The sequence below is a fragment of the Marinobacter sp. genome, from assembly GCF_965229985.1.
In the GTDB taxonomy this organism is placed as follows: Bacteria; Pseudomonadota; Gammaproteobacteria; order Pseudomonadales; family Oleiphilaceae; genus Marinobacter.
In genome coordinates this window covers 2,472,791-2,492,348 of the sequence record NZ_OZ245935.1, presented here as the reverse complement: position 1 = coordinate 2,492,348, position 19,558 = coordinate 2,472,791, and the positions used below count along the sequence as shown (strand labels likewise).

Genomic DNA, 19,558 nt, shown 5'->3' with positions numbered 1-19,558 from the left:
ATCAACACTTTTTGACAATCGTCCCTGTTGTCCATTGGTCGTAAAAAGACGGCAAATGAATCGAAACGGGATCTTTCCGCTGATGACAATCATTGTCGTGAACGGCGGAACGAACTTCTATACGACGTTGGTTTCATAAAAGGTAGCAGCCGGGCAGTGACTGAGCCATGCCCGACCGAAAATTGTCGTGAGAGTTTTGCGCAGATGGATGCGGGCCGGGACGGCCCGGCATCAGGAATCCGCCAGAGTCACGCAGTTGCGGCCAATTTCCTTGGAACTGTAGAGCGCCCGGTCTGCCCGTTCGCACAATGCCTGGGAGGTGTCGTCATTCCAGGCTGCGATGCCGCAACTGAAGGTGACGTTGAATTCCCGGTCGCCGGCCGGCTGTTGCAGCTCGGAGAAGCGCTCCCGGATTTCGTTCAGTACGTTCCGGGCATCGCTCGGGCGAGTATTGGGCAGGATGATGGCAAATTCCTCTCCGCCGTATCGGCCAATGTGATCGGTCTTGCGCAGGCGCTGCTTGAGGAACATCGACAGGCTTCGTAATACACGGTCGCCAATCGGGTGGCCAAAGGTGTCGTTCACCTTCTTGAAGTAGTCGATGTCGATCATTGCAAAGCACAGCGGCTGGTCTTTCTGGCGAGCCCGCACAATCTCCTGGTCCAGCAGGTGTAGCGTATGGGTGTGATTGAACAGGCCAGTCAGGCTGTCACGGATCATCAGCGCCAGCAGGGAGCGGGCCCGGCGCCCACGGTTGTGGATAGTGGCTATCAGGTGTTTCGGGTCGATTGGTTTGGTCAGGAAGTCGTCGCCCCCGAGGCTCATGGCATGGAGCTGTTTGCTGACGTCTTCTTCGGCCGACAGGTAAATAATGGGCACGCTGTGGAAGCGATCCTGCTGGCGGATCACCCGGGCGATTTCCATGCCGGTGCAGCCGGGCATATACATATCCAGGATGATGATCTCCGGAGAGAACTCCTCCAGGGCGTGGATAATCTGCATCGGGTCGGTGATGATGTGGGCAGTCATGCCTGCCTTTTTCAACACCGTTTCCATGTACTTGGCCTGGGCCCGGGAGTCGTCCAGAACCAGAACCTTGTAGGGCTCCACGGTGTTGCCGTGGGTGTAGGTTTCGATCTTTTCGATCAGTTGGCCGGGGTCGACGGCAGGATAGAAGAACTCTTCCCCGCCACAACGTGAGGCCTGCAGTCGGGTTTCGATGGAGCCGTCCTCGTCGCTCATGAAGATAATGGGGATGGGCGTGTCGTGGCGTTCCTGCAGGTGCTCGATGGTGGTAATGCCGGCGTTGGCCGAACCGCCAAAATTGACGTCCACCAGGATGGTTTCGGGTTTATGGAGAGCGCAGGCTTCGGTGAGTTCATCGGCGTTGGCAAAGGCCGAGGCCCGGAAGCCGAAAAACTCCAGTTGCCGGATCAGGCGGCTTGCCATTTCCTGGTTGGCCAGAGCGATGTAGACCGGGGTGCGGCGGAACTGGTGGGGCGACTCGGAACTGTTGAGGTCGGTCCTGCGCAGGGTGCTCTGGGATAGAGTCTCGATGGCATCCTGCAGCTGTCGCTCAAGGGTATCGTCCAGTGCTGAACCCGGTTCCCACTGTTTGATCAGTTCCAGCGTGGTCTGCCCGGCCCTGGCGTGGCTGTCCATTTCGAACCGCTGGGCGTAACGCACCAGCTTATCGGCGGCGGCAGCAAACTCGTTGCGGTGGGCAGCGGCCTTGTCCCGGTCTTCGTGAATTTTCTGCCAGGTGTCGAGAACAACCCGGGCCTGGGTTGTTACACGGCGTGCGAAATGCTGCCTGAGTTTTTCTTTCTGGCTTTCGTCGTTCATGTTGCTCGGGCCTGTCTCTTTTTCGTTATTGGTCGTCCTTCCCCGGTGCGGACGATTTTTCAACCTTAGTCCTTTTGCAGAGTCTATAGTGTTTAATGTTGTCGGCGTAGGTTGCGCTATGTAAATGTTTGTCAACTCTGCGGTGCAGGTCACAATCACCTGGCCGGCTGGCTCACAGCCAATCCGGAGAAGCTCCCCATGGCACGGAAGCAAATCCCCATAAAGCGCAAGCAGCAGGGCGTGGTAACCCTGCGAACGATGCTTCTGGTGTTGACTGGAAGTTTGCTCGTAACCCTGCTGGGGGCGGTTTTCATTACCAGCTACGGGTATTTCCGGGATTATGTCTCGGACCAGTTGGCCGGTCATGCCCGTGACGGGGCAACGGCCATAGGTTTGTCCCTTTCCAACGCCATTGACGGCCGTGACCCGGTTGCCTCGGCCTCACTGATTGACGCGGTGTTCGACAGTGGGCGATACCTCTCAGTCAGCTACCTGAATCATCAGGGCGACCAGGTTGCAGGGCGAGCCATGACTCTCAGTGAGGTGGCTGTACCCTCCTGGTTCCGTTCTTTTGCGGATCTTCCCCTGCCGGTAGCCGAGGCAGAAGTGGTCCGCGGCTGGAGCCGCCTAGGCACTGTTCAGGTAATCAGCCACCCCGGTCGAGCGTACGAAGATCTGTGGCGAATCACCATCGGTCTGACTGCCAGTACGGCTGTCATCGGGGGTATCGGGCTATTTGCAGTTTTCCTCCTGCTTCGTCGCACCCTGCGCCCGCTGCACGCCCTTGAGGATCAGGCAAAGGCACTCGGCCAGAGGGATTTCAGGAAGCGGGTTTCCATCAAGTCGACCCGTGAAATCAACCAGGTGACCGACGCCATGAACCAGATGGCGGATGATTTGGGCCAGCTTTTCGAGGGGCAGGCCAAACTCATTCAGCACCTGCGGCGGGTCAATAACGAGGATTCGGTCACCGGGCTGGCCAGCCGGAGTGCCTTCGACCAGCGTCTGAAAGTGGAAGTGGAATCCGAGGAAAAGGCCGCGCCCGGGATTCTCATGCTGATTCAGCTGGCGGATTTTTCCGGTTATAACCAGGCTTATGGCCGGAGCGAAGCGGACCGGCTGCTGCTGCGGATAGCGACGGTGATTGCCGATTTCGTCATGCAGCATTCCGGGTCCTTTGCCGGGCGCAGGACCGGTGCCGAGTTTGCCGTTTTCCTTCCCGGCGTGATGCCGGCAGACGCCGGAGTCTGGTGTCGGCAACTGGTGAATGACCTCGACGGAGTGTATTCGGATCTTGCCTCACCCATGGATACTGCCGTACATGCCGGGATGGCCCGAACGCTGGAAGGCCGTGGTGCCCGCGATCTCATGGCGGCTGCGGATGAGGCGCTGCGGACCGCCCAGAGCGGCAACGGCGCGGGCTGTCACCTGGCCGATCCCGAGAAGGATGGCCATCACAATCTTGAAACCTGGCGGGTGATTATCAGCCAGGCGATCCGCCAGCAGACACTGTCGCTGTGGCTCCAGCCCATGGTCAACGAAGGCCGGCTCATGCCGGTTTACCATCAGGTCTTCTCCCGCATTGATTCCGCCGAAGGCGCTTTGAGGGCAGGCACCTTTGTGCCAATGGCCGAGCGCTTCGGGCTGATTTCCGATATTGATCGCCTGCTGGTTCAGCGGGTACTTGATCGTTTGAAGGATTTGCCGGACCAGCCACTGGCCGTCTCGCTCGGCAATGCGTCCGTCGCCAGCGAGACCTTCCGTACGGACTTGCTTGAGCAACTGCAGCAGGCCGGTTCACTGGCACGGAATCTCTGGATCGGTATCTCAGAACAGGCCATTCACCACCACCGCATAGCGGTGGGCTTGCTGGTCAGGGCGCTGGGGCGTCTGGGTGTTCCGGTACTGGTCGACCGCTTTGGCGTTGGAGGTGTGCCATTCAGTTACCTGAGAAATCTGAGGTTTCAGGGCCTGCGTATCGATAACAGCTTCATTCACGATATCGACACCCACGAAGACAACCGCTTCTACATAGAGTCCGTTGTAGCCATCGCACACAGCCGTGGCGTGAAAGTGTTCGCCACAGGAGTGGAAACTGCCGCGGAATACTCGGTACTCTGTAAACTGGGTATCGACGGAGCCATGGGTTACCATCTTGGTCGGCCGTTTGCCGCTGACAACCAACAGACAGGGGATTAAAAGTCATATGCCAGGCAAAATCAGACAGTACTTCAAGGACAAGAAAGACGATGTTCAGGATTATGCTGGTGGTAGCGGTGTAATCGGTAAACTGATTCTGGCGTTGGTTGTGGTCTACCTGCTGGTGGCGTTGGTGCTTGGCATGATCTGGAGCAGCGAGCCGGACACCTTCTCGGTGCGCGAACACACCCGCTCGGTTGCCAATTCCATGGAGAGAGAGCCCATTACCGGATTCGCCACAACCGTTACCATGATCAGAATTGCAGAAACCCTGCTGGACAAGCCCGGTGGCTACATCTCCAACGATATTTTCCCGCCTGGACTGTGGCTGGATAACATGCCCAACTGGGAATATGGCGTGCTGGTCCAGCTCCGTGACCTGTCTCGTGCCATGCGCAAAGACATCAGCCGGTCCCAGAGCCAATCCGCGGAAGATACAGATTTGACCATCGCAGAGCCCCAGTTCCACTTTGATAGTGAAAGCTGGGCAATTCCGTCTACCGAGGCTGAGTACCGTCGGGGCATCACCGCTCTCAAACGTTACCTTGATCGGCTGTCGAGCCCGGACCAGGCTGACGCCCAGTTCTTCGCCCGCGCCGATAACCTGAGCAACTGGCTGGCGGATCTGGAGACTCGCCTCGGAAGTCTGTCCCGTACTCTTGGTGAGAGCGTTGGCAAGGCCTCGGTATCAGACTCGGTGATCACCATGAACTCCGGTGATCCTCTTGCTGAGGAAGCGACCGGAGAAGATGTGAAAACGCCCTGGACCAAAATTGACGACGTGTTTTACGAGGCTCGCGGAAGTGCCTGGGCGCTTCTGCACATTTTCCGGGCAATTGAAGTGGATTTCCGGAAAGTGCTCCAGGACAAGAATGCCATGGCCAGTGTCCGGCAGGTAATCATCGAGCTGGAGGGTGCCCAGGGTGAAATGTGGAGCCCGGTCATTTTGAATGGCAGTGGCTTTGGCGTATTGGCCAACCATTCACTGACCATGGCCGCTTACCTTTCCCGGGCCAACTCAGCGATCAGTGATATGCGGGATCTGCTGTCCCGGGGCTGATGCCAGCCAGGGTTTATCCAGAAACAAAAAACCGGGCGCGAAGCCCGGTTTTTTTATGCCATCAAACCAAGAAGAGCCCGGCTCAGCCTTTGTAGGCGTTCACGGAATCCACGATGGCTTTCCTGGCGGCGTCGGCGTTGTCCCAGCCTTGCACCTTCACCCACTTGCCTGGCTCAAGGGTCTTGTAGTTCTCGAAGAAATGCTTGATCTGGTCGCGCAGCAGCTCGGGCAGATCGTCGATTTCCTTGACGTCGTGGTAGGTGGTGGTCAGCTTGTCATGGGGAACCGCAACCAGCTTGGCATCGCCACCGGCTTCGTCTTCCATGTTCAGGACACCCACCGGGCGGCAGCGAATCACGGAGCCAGCCTGGATCGGGTAGGGGGTTACAACCAGCACGTCCAGGGGGTCACCGTCGTCGGCCAGGGTGTGGGGGATGAAGCCGTAGTTGGCCGGGTAGAACATGGGGGTCGCCATGAAGCGGTCTACCAGCAGGGCGCCCATGTCTTTGTCCAGTTCGTACTTCACCGGGGAACTGTTGGCCGGGATTTCGATGGCAACGTAGATGTCTTCAGGCGGGTTCTTGCCTGCGGGGATGTTGTCGAATTGCATGTGCGATCCTTCCTGGTACGTTAAAGGTACGTTTAACTGCGGTTAAAAAGTGGGCGCAATTATACGGGAGTATCCTGCAGTTCGAAACTAAACCTTGGTCGTTGGTTTTTGGGTTGGTTGCCGGTATCGCTTGGCCTTTAAGTTTGGTGTAAGCGGCTATCTGGCAGGGCTTTCCGAAAAACGCCCGTGAATACGTCCATGTAGGGCTCGGTCGCGCCATCCCTGGCGCTCCACGTTTTCGGAAAGCCCTGCCAGATAGCCGCCCCAGCCTCTGAGCAACACTCAAAGGTGATCCCTGATAGATAAGGGAGATCAGTAGAAGGCGGATCACTCAGTGTTCGAACGGGTCGTGTCAGTAACCTTTCCAAAACTGTAGAGGGCCAAGGATGGCCCGAAACAAGCGCACATGGATGTGCTCGTAGCGTGTTTTGGAAAGGTTACTGACAGGACCCCGCCCCCAAGTCTGGCCGGCTGGGTCAGGACAAGCGGGCTAACGCAGAACTCAAGACTCAAAGCTTGATCTGCTTGGCAATGAGCTCTTTCATGATCTCGGTGGTGCCGCCGCCAATAGAGAGAATCTTGGCGTCCCGATAGAGGCGCTCGACCACGGTTTCCCGCATATACCCCATGCCACCGAAAAGCTGCACCGCTTCCCGGGTGACTTTTTCGCAGACATCCACCGAGAAGTTCTTGGCCATGGCCACTTCCTTGATGGGGTTCTTGCCGGCCTGCATCAGGGCGGCGCAGCGGTAGGTGTATTCCCGGGCCACGTCGATCTGGGTGGCCATATCCACCAGTTTGTGGCGGGTCACCTGGAAACCGGCAATGTTGCGGCCGAACGCCTTGCGTTGTTGGGTGTGGTCCAGGGCGGCCTCGTAGGCGAGTTGGGCGGTCATGTAGGCCATGATGGCCAGGCTGAGACGCTCGAACAGGAAGTTGCTCATGATGGCGATGAAGCCGGCATTTTCGGCGCCGATCAGGCGGTCAGCCGGCACGCGGCAGTCCTCGAAAAACAGCTCGGCGGTATCGCTGGCCCACCAGCCCATTTTGCGCAGTTTCTTGCCGGTGGAGAAACCGGGCATGTCCCGGTCGATTAGCAACAGACTGATGCCGCCGTGGCCCTCGCCACCGGTGCGCACGGCGACGGTGTAGTGGTCTGCGCGCATGCCGCTGGTGATGAAGGTTTTGCTGCCGTTGACGATGTAATGGTCGCCGTCCCGGACTGCCCGGGTTTTCAGGTTGGCAACATCGGAACCACCGCCGGGTTCGGTCACCGCAAGGGCGGCGATCTTTTCGCCACGCAGTACCGGCGGCACGATCTGTTCCCGGATTTCCTTCTTTGCCCATTTGGCGACCGGCGGCAGGCCGATATCCAGGGAGCCGAGGCCAGCCACCAGGCCGCCGGAGGTGGAGCGCATCAGCTCTTCGGAGACAGCCACTTTGAGGAAAATGTCGCCTTCCCCGATGCCGCCCAATGCTTCGGGAAAACCAATGCCCAATAAACCCGCATCCCCGGCCTTCTTGTAGAGATCCCGGGGAAATTCACCCGCTTCTTCCCAGTCGTCGATGTGCGGCAGCACGTGGGTTTCGATGAACTTTCGGGCGGTCGCGCGGACCTGCTGGTGGGTTTCGTTGAAGTAATCGGACACGGTGACGCTCCCTCTGATCGGAATCAATGCAGAGCAGTGTCGCCCAAATATCGCTACCAAGCAAGCGCTTGGTTGTTGGCGCGCCAGGCAATAAAAAAGCTGGCCCGAAAGGCCAGCTTCGACAGTCGAGGAGCGCCAGAGAGGCGGTCAGGCGCCTTCGCTCGAGATGCTCTTCACGCCATCTTTGGTTCCCAGCAGCAGAAGATCCGCGCGGCGGCGTGCGAACAGGCCGTTGGTGACCACGCCCACGATGTTGTTGAGCTGCTCTTCTATCCGGATCGGTTGGGAAATATCCATATTGTGGACGTCGATAATGATATTGCCGTTGTCGGTGACAACCCCTTCCCGGTAAACCGGGTCGCCCCCCAGTTTCACGATTTCCCGGCCAACATGGCTGCGGGCCATGGGAATGACTTCCACCGGCAGCGGGAAGCCGCCAAGAATGCCGACCATCTTGGAATCATCGGCAATGCAGATGAAGGTTTTGGCAACCGCCGCGACGATCTTTTCCCGGGTCAGTGCAGCCCCGCCACCCTTGATCAGTTCCAGGCGTTCATTGGCCTCATCGGCGCCATCCACGTAGAACTCGAGCTCACCGGCGCTGTTGAGGTCGTACACCGGAATGCCGTGGCTTTTCAGGCGCTCGGCGGTGGCTTCGGAGCTGGCCACCGCGCCATCAAAGTCGGTCTTCAGGTCGGCGAGCATGTCGATGAAAAAGTTGGCCGTGCTTCCGGTGCCAACGCCGATAATGCTGTCGCTATCAAGGCGGGGCGCGATGTAGTCGATGGCGGCTTTGGCGACGGCTTTTTTCAGTTCGTCCTGGTTCATTGGAAGCTCCGGATGCAAATCAGGTTGGGTTTCTCTGCATTATAGCGCTTTAGCGAGCTCTGCTTATAGACGGCTGCCGTGCAAACTTCCTACACTGTTGGTTTTTTCAGCCGACCATCGACCGTAAACCAACCAGAAGCCGGAACAGTTATGCCGCAACGCTACATCAAGAAGATACTCGATGCGCGCGTCTATGACGTGGCCATCGAAACACCCCTGACTGAAGCCCGTAGTCTGTCCAAGCGCTTTGGCAACAATATTCTGCTCAAGCGTGAAGATCTTCAGCCGGTGTTTTCCTTCAAGATTCGTGGCGCATACAACCGGATTGCCCAGCTTTCCGAAGAACAGAAAGCCAAGGGCGTGATCTGTGCCTCCGCCGGGAATCATGCTCAGGGTGTGGCGCTGGCAGCCAAGAACCTGGGTATCAAGGCGGTGATCGTGATGCCCCAGACCACGCCCGAGATCAAGGTACGCTCGGTCCGTGATCATGGTGCCAAAGTGGTTCTGAAAGGCGACGCTTTCGACGAAGCCGCAGCCCATGCCCAAGAGCTGATCCAGAAGCACGGCTATACCTACATCCCGCCCTACGATGACCCGGATGTCATTGCCGGGCAGGGAACTGTGGCCATGGAGATCATGTGGCAGTTCAGCAAGCCGATCCACGCGATCTTTATCTGTGTTGGCGGCGGCGGGCTGATTGCTGGCATGGCCGCCTACATCAAGTACCTGCGCCCGGAAATCAAGGTGATCGGTGTCGAGCCCGAGGACTCCAACTGCCTGCAGGCTGCCATGAAGGCGGGCAAACGGGTGGTACTGGACGAGGTAGGCATCTTTGCCGACGGCGTGGCGGTCAAGCAGATCGGCAAGTATCCCTGGGAAATCTGCAAGGATCACGTGGACGAGGTGATCACCGTGTCCACTGACGAAATCTGCGCTGCCATCAAGGATGTTTTCGAGGACACCCGCTCCATCGCCGAGCCGGCCGGTGCCCTGGGCGTGGCAGGCATCAAGAAATACATCGAGCGTGAGAAGGTAGAGGGCGAAAACCTGATTGCCACCCTGAGCGGTGCCAACATGAACTTCGACCGCCTGCGCTACATTTCCGAGCGCACGGAAGTGGGCGAGAAGCGCGAGGCGATCCTGGCGGTGACCATCCCGGAGAAACCGGGTGCCTTCAAGACCTTTATCAATGCGCTGCACAAACGCAGCATCACCGAGTTCAACTACCGCTACGCCGATGCCACCAATGCCACGATTTTTGTGGGTATCCAGATTGCGGCAGGAGGTCACGGCCGCGAGGACCTGGTTCAGGAGTTGCGGGAGAGCGGCTACTCGGTGGTCGACCTGACCGACAGTGACCTGGCCAAACAGCACATTCGCCACATGGTGGGCGGTCACGCGCCGACCATCACCAACGAGAAAGTCTTCCAGTTCGAGTTCCCGGAGCGCCCGGGGGCGTTGCTGAAATTCCTGATGTCACTGGGTACCCGCTGGAATATCTCAATGTTCCATTACCGGAACCACGGTGCGGCCTACAGCCGGGTGCTTTTGGGTGCTCAGGTGGAGGACGACGAAGTGCAGGACTTCGAGAAAATGCTGGATAAGGTTGGCTTCCGTTACGAGAACATGACGGACAACGAGGCTTATCAGCTGTTTCTTGGTCAGGGTAACGCGCGTTCAAGTTAACTCGGAGTAGGCCAGGGTCGGGTAGAGGCTTCCAAAACTGTGCGGAGCCATGGATGGCGGAGCCCAAGCGCCACATGGATGTGCCGCAAGGAGCGTGTTTTGGAAGCCTCTACCCGATGCTGGCCGAGCGCCGATCGAAAAGCTTACCTAATTTTAATCTGTCAAAAATTGTAAAAATGAGGATAGGTGTTAATCTTTCCTCTGATTCTTGAAGTCAAGAATAGCTCACTGATTTGCCAACATTTTTGAAACTGCATCTTGAGGAACTGAAGCCATGGGCGGCAAGCCTGACATCATCAAAGCCATTGTGCTGATTTTTGCCATCGGCCTTGTGATTACTGGTTTCACATCCATTCACGCCTCCGAAGATAAAGAGGCACGAGCCGCCAATCTGGTTGGTTCCGTTCAGGTCATGAATCAGCCGCTGAACCGGTAACAGCGCTTATCGGTTACCACGCTGTGCAGGGGCACATCCCAAGGCTCAATTGGCAGCTTCTTAACCTTCTGGAAATCATGGGCCAGGCCAATCAGCTTCGGGGCCAGTCTTGGCCGTATCCGGCTGAAAGCAAAGGTCCTGTCGTAGAACCCGCCTCCCATTCCCAGTCTTCCGCCTTGTTCGTCAAAACCCACTAACGGAAACAGTACCGCATCCAGTGCCCAGGCCGGGCGGCGCAGGCCTTTGCTGAACGCTGGCTCGGGGATGCCAAACCGGTTGGCGGTGAGTTCTACGCCGTCGTAGTAGGGGCTGAAAACCAATCTGCCTTCATGAATTGGATGCAGTACCGGCAGATAGAAGCGGATGCCCTTGCGACGTGCGATGTCGAGATAGACATGGGGGTCAATTTCACCGTCGTTGGGCAGATAGATGGCAATGTGCCGCGCTCGGTGCAGGTCCGGATTCTTGAGCAGGTTCAGGGCGAGGTACTCGGCAGCCTGTTGTTGTTGCTCAAAATTCAGTTCGCGCCGATGTTGCCGCAGGCGTTTGCGAAGTTCACTGCGTGAGAGGGTATCCGGATGGGACTGGAACGGTTGAGGCTCGATAAACTGGCTCAAAATAAAGCTTCCCGGGCTGCCGTTATCGGATGTTGCCCTTGAACCCAAAGTTCAAGGTCGGTGGCCGCTGTGACATATTAGGCTTTCCCCTGTCGGGGACGTGCTCACAATGCCCTGAAGTAGCCACCTGGGTAATGCGCATCGGCTCGAGGACGTATCCGACTATCCCGAACAGCCCAGGAAGTTAAGTCCATTATACGGGCAGTGTCGGGGCCGATTGCAACACCTGTCTCAGATTCTCTGCGGAATTATCGGCCGGAGCCATCGCCCAGGGCACCGTCCAGTTTGTTGTCCATGGCACGCAGCAGAGTGCTGGTGGCATCTGACATGGTGTCGCGCTCGAGCAGTTCGTGAGTGATGTTCAGGGCCGCCATAACGGCAATGCGTTCTGTGCCGAAAACCTTGCCGCTGGCGCGGATTTCGCGCATTTTGCTGTCCAGGTGACGGGCAGCCCGCAGCAACGCTTCCTGCTCTTCTTCGGGACAGGCGACCAGATATTCCTTGTCGAGGATTTTTACCTCAACCGTGGTGGATTGCTGTGCCATCAGTGATGCTCCAGGGCCCGAAGGCGGCTGATCATGGCTTCGATCTTGTGCTTCGCGTGATCGTTTTTCTGCACTAGCTGGGCCCGTTCCCGGTTCCAGTCGTCCTGCAGTTCCCGCAATGTGGCGTTGTCCCGCTCAAGTTTCTGACAGCGTTCAATCAGCCTGTCCAGCTTGTCCGCTAATGCCTGTACTTCGGACTGTTCCATGACGTGCCCAGCAGTGGTTTGAGGTAATTGCAACTAACTATAAGTGTGGACGCTAAGTCGGTCAATTTACAGGCTTGTCATTGCGTTCCCTGCGTGATGCGCATCACTGATCGGCGGCCTCGCCAAATCCCAGTCGGCGACTTTGGCGCCAAGTGCCGAAAGCCGGTATCAAAGCCACTATAAAGGCGGCCACAGGAACTGCGGCCAGTAGCGCCCACTCGGTTGCAGTCAGGGGGCGAAGCGCGATCTGCAGGCCATAGTTGGCCAATAGCCAGGGGCTGGCCAATGAGAGGCCGGCCATGCCAATGACCAGCGCCAGCACACAGGCCGCCAGGGCAAGGGCCACGCACTCAAGGATATACAGCGAGGCGATCAGTGCCGGAGAGGCACCGGTTGCCCGCAGTACGGCAATTTCATGGGCTCGCTGGGCCTGCAGGGTCAGAAGAACGGCAATCAGCCCTATAAGACTGGTAATCACAACAAAACCGGTAATGCCCAGCAGCGCCCTCTCAAACTGGCCCATCAGTCGCCAGAGTTCGCTCAGGGCAACTCCGGGAAGGATGGCTGATAGCGGTTCATCGGAAAACTGGTTGATTTCCCGCTGTATCCGGAAAGTCAGCACCTGTCTTTCGATGCCGACAAACGCGGCGGTAATGGCATCGGGTGTGAAATCACGGTCTTCCGCCTGTTCCCGGGTGAGCGTTCGGCCCGGTATTGCGACCCCGGACTCCCAGCCCACATGCATGGCCTCCATGCCGTCCAGGCCGATATACACTGCCTGGTCCACCGGCGTCCCGGTGGGTGCCAGTATGCCGGTAACGGTAAACGGCGTGTCTTCATGGTTGGAGAAGCTGGTTCGCCCACCGCCATGGGACAGAACAATTTCTTCGCCCACCTGATGCGCCAGCGACCGTGCCACGCCAGCGCCCAACACAACATCAAAGACCCCTTCAAACCACTGGCCTTCTGCCAGTTCGAGCGGCAGGTCGCGGCCGTAACGAAAGTGCTTCAAAAAGTTCTCGTCGGTAGCGACCACGCGATTGCCCCGGTAGCTGTCTCCCAGGGAAATCGGAATCAGCCACTCGAGGCGAGTATCCTCTTTCAGGCTCTGGTAGGTCGACCAGCGAATGTTGTTGGTGGCATCGCCAATGTGAAACACGGTGTACAGCAGCAGGTTCAGCTGGCCACTGCGGGCACCGACGATCAGATCGGTACCGCTGATGGTACTGGTGAAGGACTGTTTGACCTCGGTACGGAGGTACTGGATGCCCAGCAATAGAGAAACGCTCAGAGTGAGCGTCAGGCAGACCAGGGCCAGTACCTTTTTCCGGTGCCACAGGCTGGCCATTGCGAGCGTCAGAGCAAGGCGTGCTTTCATGTCCGGTCACCCCGCAGTTCCAGCTGATTCCCAAAATGGCGGGCCAGGGACTGGTCGTGACTGACAAACAGCACCGAGGTGTTATGCCGGTGGGCAAGATTCAGGAGGAGTTCCAGAAACCGGTCACGGTTGTCAGCATCCAGTGCCGATGTGGGTTCGTCCGCGAGAATCAGGCCCGGGGCGCCAATCAGGGCCCGGGCAGCGGCGATCCGCTGTTGCTGGCCAATACTCAGCCTGGTGACTTTCCGCTGCCAGTGATCTTCGGGAATCGACAGGGCGGCAAGTAATCTCTCAGCTTCGTCTGCGACTGTAGGTTCAGTTCGCTTTTTGCGCAGCTCAGAAAGCCCGCAGGGCAGGGTGACGTTGGCCCGGGTGCTCAGGTAGGGCACCAGATTGAACTGCTGGAAGATAACACCCATGTGGTCGGCCCGGAACTGGTCCCGGGCGCCGGCGCCCAATTGATGGATGTCGGTATCCAATATCCGTACAGAGCCAGTGTCCGGGCGAAGCATGCCTGCCAGAAGGCTGAGTAGTGTGCTTTTGCCGCTGCCGCTGGGGCCGTGCAGGAACAGATGGTCACCACGTTTCAGAGCGATATCCGGAAAACTGAGGGGCGCCTGTACCGGGTCCCAGGAAAAACCAAGCCCGCTGACTTCGATGGCGGTTTCCGTGCTCCGGGAACTGTTTCTGGTTGAGTCTGTCTTGCTGGTCATGTTGGTTGCTGTCTGCCCGGTGTATGATGGCGGTTTGCGAATTTCACTATCAGGAGTATGTGGTCCAATGATGTTTGCCCCGGCGCGTTTGCGCTTTGCGCTGCCCTCTCTTGCCGCGCTTGTCCTGGTGCTCTTGCTCCCGGCATTTGGCCAAGCCGAAACCCGGGAGATTGACTGGCTTGAACTGATGCCGGCCGAGGATCTGGCGCTGCTGGAGAATATGCCAGAGATTGAGCATGAGGGCGATGGCCCGCCGCTGTTGCCGGACGAGATCATGACCGGTCGGGTTGTGCCGGAGATGGGCGATGTGGAAGGGCGCATCCCCGGCTTCGTGGTGCCCCTGAAGACGACCGAGGATATGCGCATACTGGAGTTTTTCCTGGTGCCCTACTACGGCGCCTGTATTCATGTGCCGCCACCTCCCCCGAATCAGATCATTCACGTCAAGTACAAGGAAGGTTTCACGCTTGAGGCCCTGTACGATCCGGTCTGGATCGAAGGCAAGCTGGTGATCGACCGTACCGAGAACGACATTGGCACCTCTTCGTACTCTATGGTCGCAACCGAGGTTGAGCCCTACGAGGAATAGCTGGCGAGCCCCATTATTGGGTGCCTGGCCTGAAGCTGGTCTCGCCGCGCTCCAGGCGGCCTGAACCCTGGCCCCCTGACCAGACCCACTCGACATTCAGGTGTTCAATCTCGGGAAAGCGCGCTGTGAGAGGTGTAGAGAGTTCCTCGGAAGCATCCAGCCCGGAGCAGTTCAGGGTCTGGGTAACTTCGAAATCCGAGTGGGTGGAGCTTTTCTCGTCCTCATGCTTGTCCTCGTGGTCATGGGCGTGACCATGGTCGTGTCCGTGATCGTCACCGCCCGCCTGATGGTGCACCACCGCATTCATGACTTCGCAGCCAGCCTCGGCGGTGTCCACCAGGGGGGTCTCACCGAGCCAGTTGGTGGTTTCCGTGACCAGCGCTTTCTGTTTCTCGGTCCGGGCACGGTGTTCGAAACCCAGCAGGTTGTAGGCTGGTGATGTGAAAATCAGATCAATCTGGTTGCCATCGATGGCAAGTTGCAGTTCGGCGTGACCGTGCTGGTGAGCGCCGGGGTTGTCGCTGGCGAACGTGGAGCCGGCAGTCAGAATGGTCGCGGCCAGGATGGCGCTGGTTACCTTTGAAGAAGTCATGGCAATGTCTCGCGGTCTCTAGTGTTACGTTATAACATATTGTTCTCTCCCCGGATAAAAATCAACAGGCAGTGCCTTGGCATCGCCTGAATGCTAAAGTAGACCTTTAATTCACCAACACAGGATCCGCCTGTTTCATGTCAGAAACCGACACTTCCGGTGCTGCCCGCGCAGCAGAATTTGAGCGCTGGGCCAACGTTTTTACTGCTCACAAGGCATTCAGCCACCCATCCGAATTGCACGGCGCGCTCTGTGGCCGCCTGGCGGCCGGATCCCGTATTGAAGAACCGGAGTGGCTGGCAATGGTGTGTGAGCACATGGGTCTGGCTGAAGATGCGGCCGAGGAGTCTGACGATCTCGCTCCTTTTATGAACAAGGCCTATGAGCAGACCCTGGAGCTCTTGAAATCGGCCGACATGAGTTTCCACCCTTTATTGCCGGATGATGACTACGCCATCGAGCAGCGGCTGGAGGCCCTGGTTTCCTGGGTTCGCGGATTTCTCGAGGGTATGGCATTGTCGGCCGGCGAGTCCCTTGGCCAGGCGCCAGACGAGATCCGGGAGCTGATCGAGGATATGGTGGCTATCAGTCAGTTGTCCGAAGAGGAAGAAGCGGACGACGAGAGCGAGCAGCAGTTGCTGGAGATTACCGAATACATCCGGCTGGGGGCGCTCGCCGTGTTTACCGAATTCAATGCCCCCGAACCGCCGAAGTCTGATTCGCCGACCCTGCACTGAGCCGGGTCCTGATTGCAGGAGAGACTATGAACTCCATGATTCCCGTAAAGGAGTTTGCCGAGCGCCGTCGCAAGCTGATGGAGCGTATGGCGCCAGACAGCATCGCGATCATTCCGGCCGCCCCGGAGCGTGTCCGTAATCGGGATGTGTTGCACCCGTTTCGCCAGGACAGTGATTTTCATTACCTGTCCGGTTTTGGTGAGCCGGAGGCTGTGCTGGCCCTGATTCCGGGGCGTGAGCACGGAGAATCGGTTCTGTTCTGCAAGGAGCGTAATCCGCAGAAGGAACTCTGGGACGGTTTCCTGGTTGGCCCGGAAGGCGCCATCGAACGGTATGGCCTGGACGATGCGTTTCCGATTGCAGACATCGACGACATCCTCCCGGGCATGATTGAAGGTCGCAGCCGGGTCTACTATCCCCTGGGCAAGGACGATCATTTTGACGCCCGGGTCATGGACTGGGTGAAGATGATTCGCAGCAAGGTTCGCAGTGGCGCTCACCCGCCGGGCGAATTCGTGGCCCTGGAGCACCTGCTTCATGACCTGCGGCTGTACAAGAGCGCCAATGAGATCAAGATCATGGCCAAAGCCGGCCAGATCAGCGCCGAAGCCCATTGTCGGGCCATGAAGCGGGCCCGCAAGGGCGGCTTCGAGTACAACCTTGAGGCCGAACTGATCCACACCTTCATGGAGCATGGCGCCCGCTCAACGGCTTATCCTTCGATTGTGGGTGGGGGCGCTAATGGCTGCATCCTGCATTACATCGAGAACAGTGCACCGCTGAAAGACGGCGATCTGGTACTGATCGATGCCGGCTGTGAATACCAGTGCTACGCCTCTGACATTACCCGCACCTTCCCGGTCAGCGGAAAGTTCAGCAATGAGCAGCGGGCCCTGTACGAGGTGGTGCTGGCAGCGCAATACCAGGCCATTGAGGCTGTGTCGCCGGAAAATCACTGGAACCGGCCCCATGAGGCGGCGCTGGAGGTGCTGACCCAGGGGTTGATTGATCTGGGGCTGTTGTCCGGCACCCTGGAAGACGCCATTGCCAACGAAGCCTACAAACCCTTCTTCATGCATCGCACCGGGCACTGGCTGGGGCTGGATGTGCACGATGTGGGCGATTACAAGATCGGTGATGCCTGGCGCCAGCTGGAACCCGGAATGGCCCTGACGGTTGAACCGGGGCTGTACATTGCGCCGGATAATACCGACGTAGATGAGAAGTGGCGTGGCATCGGCATTCGCATCGAAGACGACGTGGTGGTGACCAAAGACGGCTGCCGTGTGCTGACCGAAGCGGTACCGAAAACCATTGCCGAAATCGAAGCCCTGATGGCGGACTGACACCCTGTGACCAAGCCTGATACCGATCTGATCATTGCCGGTGGTGGCCTTGCCGGAGCAACCCTGGCGTTGGCGCTGGCGCGGATGGTGCCGTCGCTTCGGGTGACCGTGGTCGAGGCGTTTCCGCTCTCACCCGATGCCCTGCCGGAGAGCTACCAGCCCAGCTACGACGCCCGCTCCACCGCGCTGGCCTGGGGCTCCCGGTTAATCTTCGAAGAGCTGGGGCTCTGGCACCGGCTCGCCGAGCATGCCACGCCCATTGAACATATTCATGTTTCTGATCGGGGGCATTTCGGCGCTACCCGGCTGCATGCCGCCGAGCATGGTCAGCAGGCGCTTGGTTACGTAGCGGACAATCGCTGGATGGGTCTGTGCCTCATGCGTGAGCTTCTGGACACCAACGTCCAGTGGCGGGCGCCGGCGGAAGTAACGGACATGACGCCTATCCCCGGCGGAGTCCGGGTCCGGCTGTCGGAGGATGGCGAGGATGCCCCGGAGCTGACGGCTCGCTGTCTGGTGGTCGCAGATGGCGGTCGCTCAGGATTGCGCGAGAAACTTGGCTTCAGGGCCGATCGTCACAGCTATGGCCAGAACGCCCTGATCGCCAATGTCTCCACCAGTGACAGCCACGGCTTCACCGCCTTTGAGCGATTCACCGATGCCGGTCCCATGGCGCTCCTGCCCCATGGTTCTCCCGCGCGTGCCGGGCACCAGTCGGCACTGGTCTGGACGTTATCCGATGAGGCCCTGGAGGAGGTTCTGGAGCTGCCAGACGACGAGAAATGTCGCTGGCTTCAGGACCGGTTTGGCTGGCGTCTGGGCCGGTTTACCCGCATCGGTGCCTGTCATCATTACCCGCTGACCCTGACCACCGTGGACGAGCCGGTGCGCCCCGGGGTTGCGCTGGTGGGCAATGCCGCCCATGCCCTGCATCCGGTAGCAGGCCAGGGGTTCAATCTGGCCCTGAGAGGGCTGATGACACTGGTTGAGCAGTTCCGGCTGGCGGAAGAGCAGGGCCGATCCATCGGCGATCTTGAGGTGCTCAAGCGCTACCAGGCCCTGCATCGTCAGGATTGGCAGCAGACGGTGCGCTTCTCCGATTCTCTTGTTCGCCTGTTCGGGCAGTCCATGCTGCCGGTAACTGCCGCCCGCGATGCCGGACTGGTGGGCCTTGACCTGCTGCCGGGTGCGAAACGCTGGTTTGCCCGCAAGGCCATGGGCCTGGGTGGTCGCCGGGCGGTGATTGACCGGCCCGGAAACCTGAACCGGGAGGCACCAGGTCATGAGTGAAGTGAAAACCTTCGATATTCTTGTGGCCGGCGGTGGCATGATCGGCTCCGCCCTGGCTCTCGGGCTCTCGCGCCAGGGCTGGCAGGTGGCACTGGTGGAGGGGGCTGATCACGAAACCCTGCTTCAGGCACCGGACCCTGCCACCACCGTTGCAGATTTCGAGCCGCGGGTCAGTGCCATTTCGGTCGCCAGCCAGCAGTTGCTGGAGCAGCTCGGAGTCTGGTCCGAGGTTACCGCGGGCCGACACTGTCCTTATCAGACCATGACAGTCTGGGATGGTGACGGCACGGGGCGTATACAGTTCGAGGCCGCAGAACTACAGGCGCGGGCTCTCGGAACGATTGTCGAAAACCGCAGCATCGTGCGGGCGCTGTTCACGGCGTTGGAACAAAGCCCCGTTGAGCTCATCGAGGGCGCGAGGATTACTGGCTGCAAGCGATTTTCTGAAAGTTACACGGTTGAGCTGGAGGATGGCCGAGCCTTATCTGCCGGATTGGTGGTGGGCTGTGACGGTGCTAACTCCCGTCTGCGTCAGTGGGTAGGCCTGCCAACCCGAGAGTGGGACTACGATCAACAGGCTATCGTGTGCACGGTGCGAACCGCCCAGAGCCATCGTTTTACCGCCTGGCAACGGTTTTCAACGACCGGTCCGCTGGCGTTCCTGCCCTTGTTGACCGAGTCTGGCAATAAGCATTTCTGTTCCATTGTCTGGTCCCAGGATACCGGGGAAGCCCGGCGCCTGATGTCTCTGGGCGACAGTGAGTTTGCCGCCGAACTTGAGCGCGCCATCGAGCGTGAGCTTGGCACGGTTGAAGCCGTTTCCAACCGGTTCGCCTTTCCGCTTCGCCAGCGCCACGCCAAAGACTACATTGCGCCCGGTTTTGCCCTGGTAGGCGATGCAGCTCATACCATCCATCCTCTGGCAGGGCAGGGCGCCAATCTGGGCTACGGCGATGTGCGCGCACTGCTGGACGAGCTCTCGCGGGCAAGGAAAACCGGCCTGAGTCCAGCCAATGAACTGGTTCTGGCGCGCTACCAGCGCCGCCGAAAAGGCGAAAATCTGACCATGATGGCCGCCATGGAGGGTTTCAAACAGTTGTTTGGCCGTGATGAGCTGCCGGTTCGCTGGCTGCGCAACACCGGCCTGCGCTGGCTCAACCAGCTGGGGCCGGTCAAAAATCGCATTGCTGCCGAGGCCATGGGTCTTAACGGCTGAACAGAAAAGGAATTTT

The 19,558-nt window shown here is 58.7% G+C and carries 19 protein-coding genes and 1 other RNA gene; 9 read left to right on the top strand and 11 right to left on the bottom strand.

What is annotated here, in order from left to right:
- Window positions 1-231: 231 nt before the first annotated feature.
- Window positions 232-1,845: a diguanylate cyclase gene (locus ACO06L_RS11490; protein ID WP_202348162.1), complete on the bottom strand. Its 1,614-nt coding sequence runs from the start codon at window positions 1,843-1,845 to the stop codon at window positions 232-234.
- A gap of 198 nt (window positions 1,846-2,043) precedes the next feature.
- Here ACO06L_RS11490 and ACO06L_RS11485 point away from each other — a divergent pair, with 198 nt between their 5' ends.
- Both ACO06L_RS11485 and ACO06L_RS11480 read left to right on the top strand, forming a co-directional pair.
- Window positions 2,044-4,044 (top strand): bifunctional diguanylate cyclase/phosphodiesterase, encoded by a 2,001-nt coding sequence (locus tag ACO06L_RS11485; RefSeq protein ID WP_202348163.1) that lies wholly within the window; start codon window positions 2,044-2,046, stop codon window positions 4,042-4,044.
- A 7-nt stretch (window positions 4,045-4,051) separates the two neighbouring features.
- Complete coding sequence (locus tag ACO06L_RS11480) at window positions 4,052-5,104, top strand: DUF2333 family protein (RefSeq protein WP_064229891.1); 1,053 nt, start codon at window positions 4,052-4,054, stop codon at window positions 5,102-5,104.
- An 82-nt stretch (window positions 5,105-5,186) separates the two neighbouring features.
- Here ACO06L_RS11480 and ppa read toward each other — a convergent pair whose 3' ends face one another.
- From ppa to rpiA, 3 genes are all read right to left on the bottom strand, one after another.
- Complete coding sequence (gene ppa, locus ACO06L_RS11475; protein ID WP_008170949.1) at window positions 5,187-5,714, bottom strand: inorganic diphosphatase; 528 nt, start codon at window positions 5,712-5,714, stop codon at window positions 5,187-5,189.
- Between the two features lie 509 nt (window positions 5,715-6,223).
- Window positions 6,224-7,363 carry an acyl-CoA dehydrogenase family protein gene (locus ACO06L_RS11470; protein ID WP_202348164.1) on the bottom strand — a complete coding sequence of 380 codons (1,140 nt, stop codon included), beginning with the start codon at window positions 7,361-7,363 and terminating at the stop codon, window positions 6,224-6,226.
- Between the two features lie 147 nt (window positions 7,364-7,510).
- Window positions 7,511-8,191: a ribose-5-phosphate isomerase RpiA gene (rpiA, locus tag ACO06L_RS11465; RefSeq protein WP_202348165.1), complete on the bottom strand. Its 681-nt coding sequence runs from the start codon at window positions 8,189-8,191 to the stop codon at window positions 7,511-7,513.
- Between the two features lie 150 nt (window positions 8,192-8,341).
- Between rpiA and ilvA the strand changes: the two genes are divergently transcribed.
- Window positions 8,342-9,877: a threonine ammonia-lyase, biosynthetic gene (gene ilvA / locus ACO06L_RS11460; protein WP_064229895.1), complete on the top strand. Its 1,536-nt coding sequence runs from the start codon at window positions 8,342-8,344 to the stop codon at window positions 9,875-9,877.
- Window positions 9,878-10,151: 274 nt separating this feature from the next.
- Entirely contained in the window at window positions 10,152-10,313 is a 162-nt protein-coding gene (locus tag ACO06L_RS11455) for a hypothetical protein (protein ID WP_202348166.1), read from the top strand.
- On the opposite strand, the gene ACO06L_RS11450 is transcribed toward ACO06L_RS11455, so the two are convergent.
- The 6 genes from ACO06L_RS11450 to ACO06L_RS11425 form a co-directional block, all read right to left on the bottom strand.
- Window positions 10,295-10,930 carry a 5-formyltetrahydrofolate cyclo-ligase gene (locus ACO06L_RS11450; RefSeq protein ID WP_202348167.1) on the bottom strand — a complete coding sequence of 212 codons (636 nt, stop codon included), beginning with the start codon at window positions 10,928-10,930 and terminating at the stop codon, window positions 10,295-10,297. The two genes, ACO06L_RS11455 and ACO06L_RS11450, sit on opposite strands and share 19 nt — an antisense overlap.
- Before the next feature lie 4 nt (window positions 10,931-10,934).
- Window positions 10,935-11,116: non-coding RNA, 6S RNA (gene ssrS, locus ACO06L_RS11445), on the bottom strand.
- A gap of 62 nt (window positions 11,117-11,178) precedes the next feature.
- Window positions 11,179-11,475 carry a cell division protein ZapA gene (locus ACO06L_RS11440; RefSeq protein WP_064229897.1) on the bottom strand — a complete coding sequence of 99 codons (297 nt, stop codon included), beginning with the start codon at window positions 11,473-11,475 and terminating at the stop codon, window positions 11,179-11,181.
- On the bottom strand, window positions 11,475-11,681 hold the full coding sequence (locus tag ACO06L_RS11435) for a TIGR02449 family protein (protein ID WP_008170964.1): 207 nt from the start codon (window positions 11,679-11,681) through the stop codon (window positions 11,475-11,477). The genes ACO06L_RS11440 and ACO06L_RS11435 overlap by 1 nt, the downstream gene beginning before the upstream one ends.
- A 103-nt stretch (window positions 11,682-11,784) precedes the next feature.
- The gene (locus tag ACO06L_RS11430; RefSeq protein WP_202348168.1) at window positions 11,785-13,059 is read right to left on the bottom strand and encodes an ABC transporter permease; all 1,275 of its coding nucleotides are present in this window, start codon (window positions 13,057-13,059) and stop codon (window positions 11,785-11,787) included.
- Window positions 13,056-13,772 carry an ABC transporter ATP-binding protein gene (locus tag ACO06L_RS11425; protein ID WP_202348169.1) on the bottom strand — a complete coding sequence of 239 codons (717 nt, stop codon included), beginning with the start codon at window positions 13,770-13,772 and terminating at the stop codon, window positions 13,056-13,058. The genes ACO06L_RS11430 and ACO06L_RS11425 overlap by 4 nt, the downstream gene beginning before the upstream one ends.
- Window positions 13,773-13,839: 67 nt before the next feature.
- On the opposite strand from ACO06L_RS11425, the gene ACO06L_RS11420 reads away from it, so the two are divergent.
- Window positions 13,840-14,361: a DUF3299 domain-containing protein gene (locus tag ACO06L_RS11420; protein ID WP_202348170.1), complete on the top strand. Its 522-nt coding sequence runs from the start codon at window positions 13,840-13,842 to the stop codon at window positions 14,359-14,361.
- Window positions 14,362-14,374: 13 nt separating this feature from the next.
- On the opposite strand, the gene ACO06L_RS11415 is transcribed toward ACO06L_RS11420, so the two are convergent.
- Window positions 14,375-14,953, bottom strand: a complete 579-nt coding sequence (locus tag ACO06L_RS11415) for a ZrgA family zinc uptake protein (protein WP_202348171.1) — start codon at window positions 14,951-14,953, stop codon at window positions 14,375-14,377.
- A gap of 137 nt (window positions 14,954-15,090) precedes the next feature.
- Here ACO06L_RS11415 and ACO06L_RS11410 point away from each other — a divergent pair, with 137 nt between their 5' ends.
- From ACO06L_RS11410 to ACO06L_RS11395, 4 genes are read left to right on the top strand one after another with little or no spacing between them, the layout of a single operon-like run.
- Entirely contained in the window at window positions 15,091-15,690 is a 600-nt protein-coding gene (locus tag ACO06L_RS11410; protein ID WP_202348172.1) for a UPF0149 family protein, read from the top strand.
- 26 nt (window positions 15,691-15,716) lie between these two features.
- Complete coding sequence (gene pepP / locus ACO06L_RS11405; RefSeq protein ID WP_202348173.1) at window positions 15,717-17,036, top strand: Xaa-Pro aminopeptidase; 1,320 nt, start codon at window positions 15,717-15,719, stop codon at window positions 17,034-17,036.
- Window positions 17,037-17,042: 6 nt separating this feature from the next.
- On the top strand, window positions 17,043-18,326 hold the full coding sequence (gene ubiH, locus ACO06L_RS11400; protein WP_202348174.1) for a 2-octaprenyl-6-methoxyphenyl hydroxylase: 1,284 nt from the start codon (window positions 17,043-17,045) through the stop codon (window positions 18,324-18,326).
- Window positions 18,319-19,542: a UbiH/UbiF/VisC/COQ6 family ubiquinone biosynthesis hydroxylase gene (locus tag ACO06L_RS11395; protein ID WP_202348175.1), complete on the top strand. Its 1,224-nt coding sequence runs from the start codon at window positions 18,319-18,321 to the stop codon at window positions 19,540-19,542. Before ubiH ends, ACO06L_RS11395 begins: the two co-directional genes overlap by 8 nt.
- Window positions 19,543-19,558 lie beyond the last annotated feature (16 nt).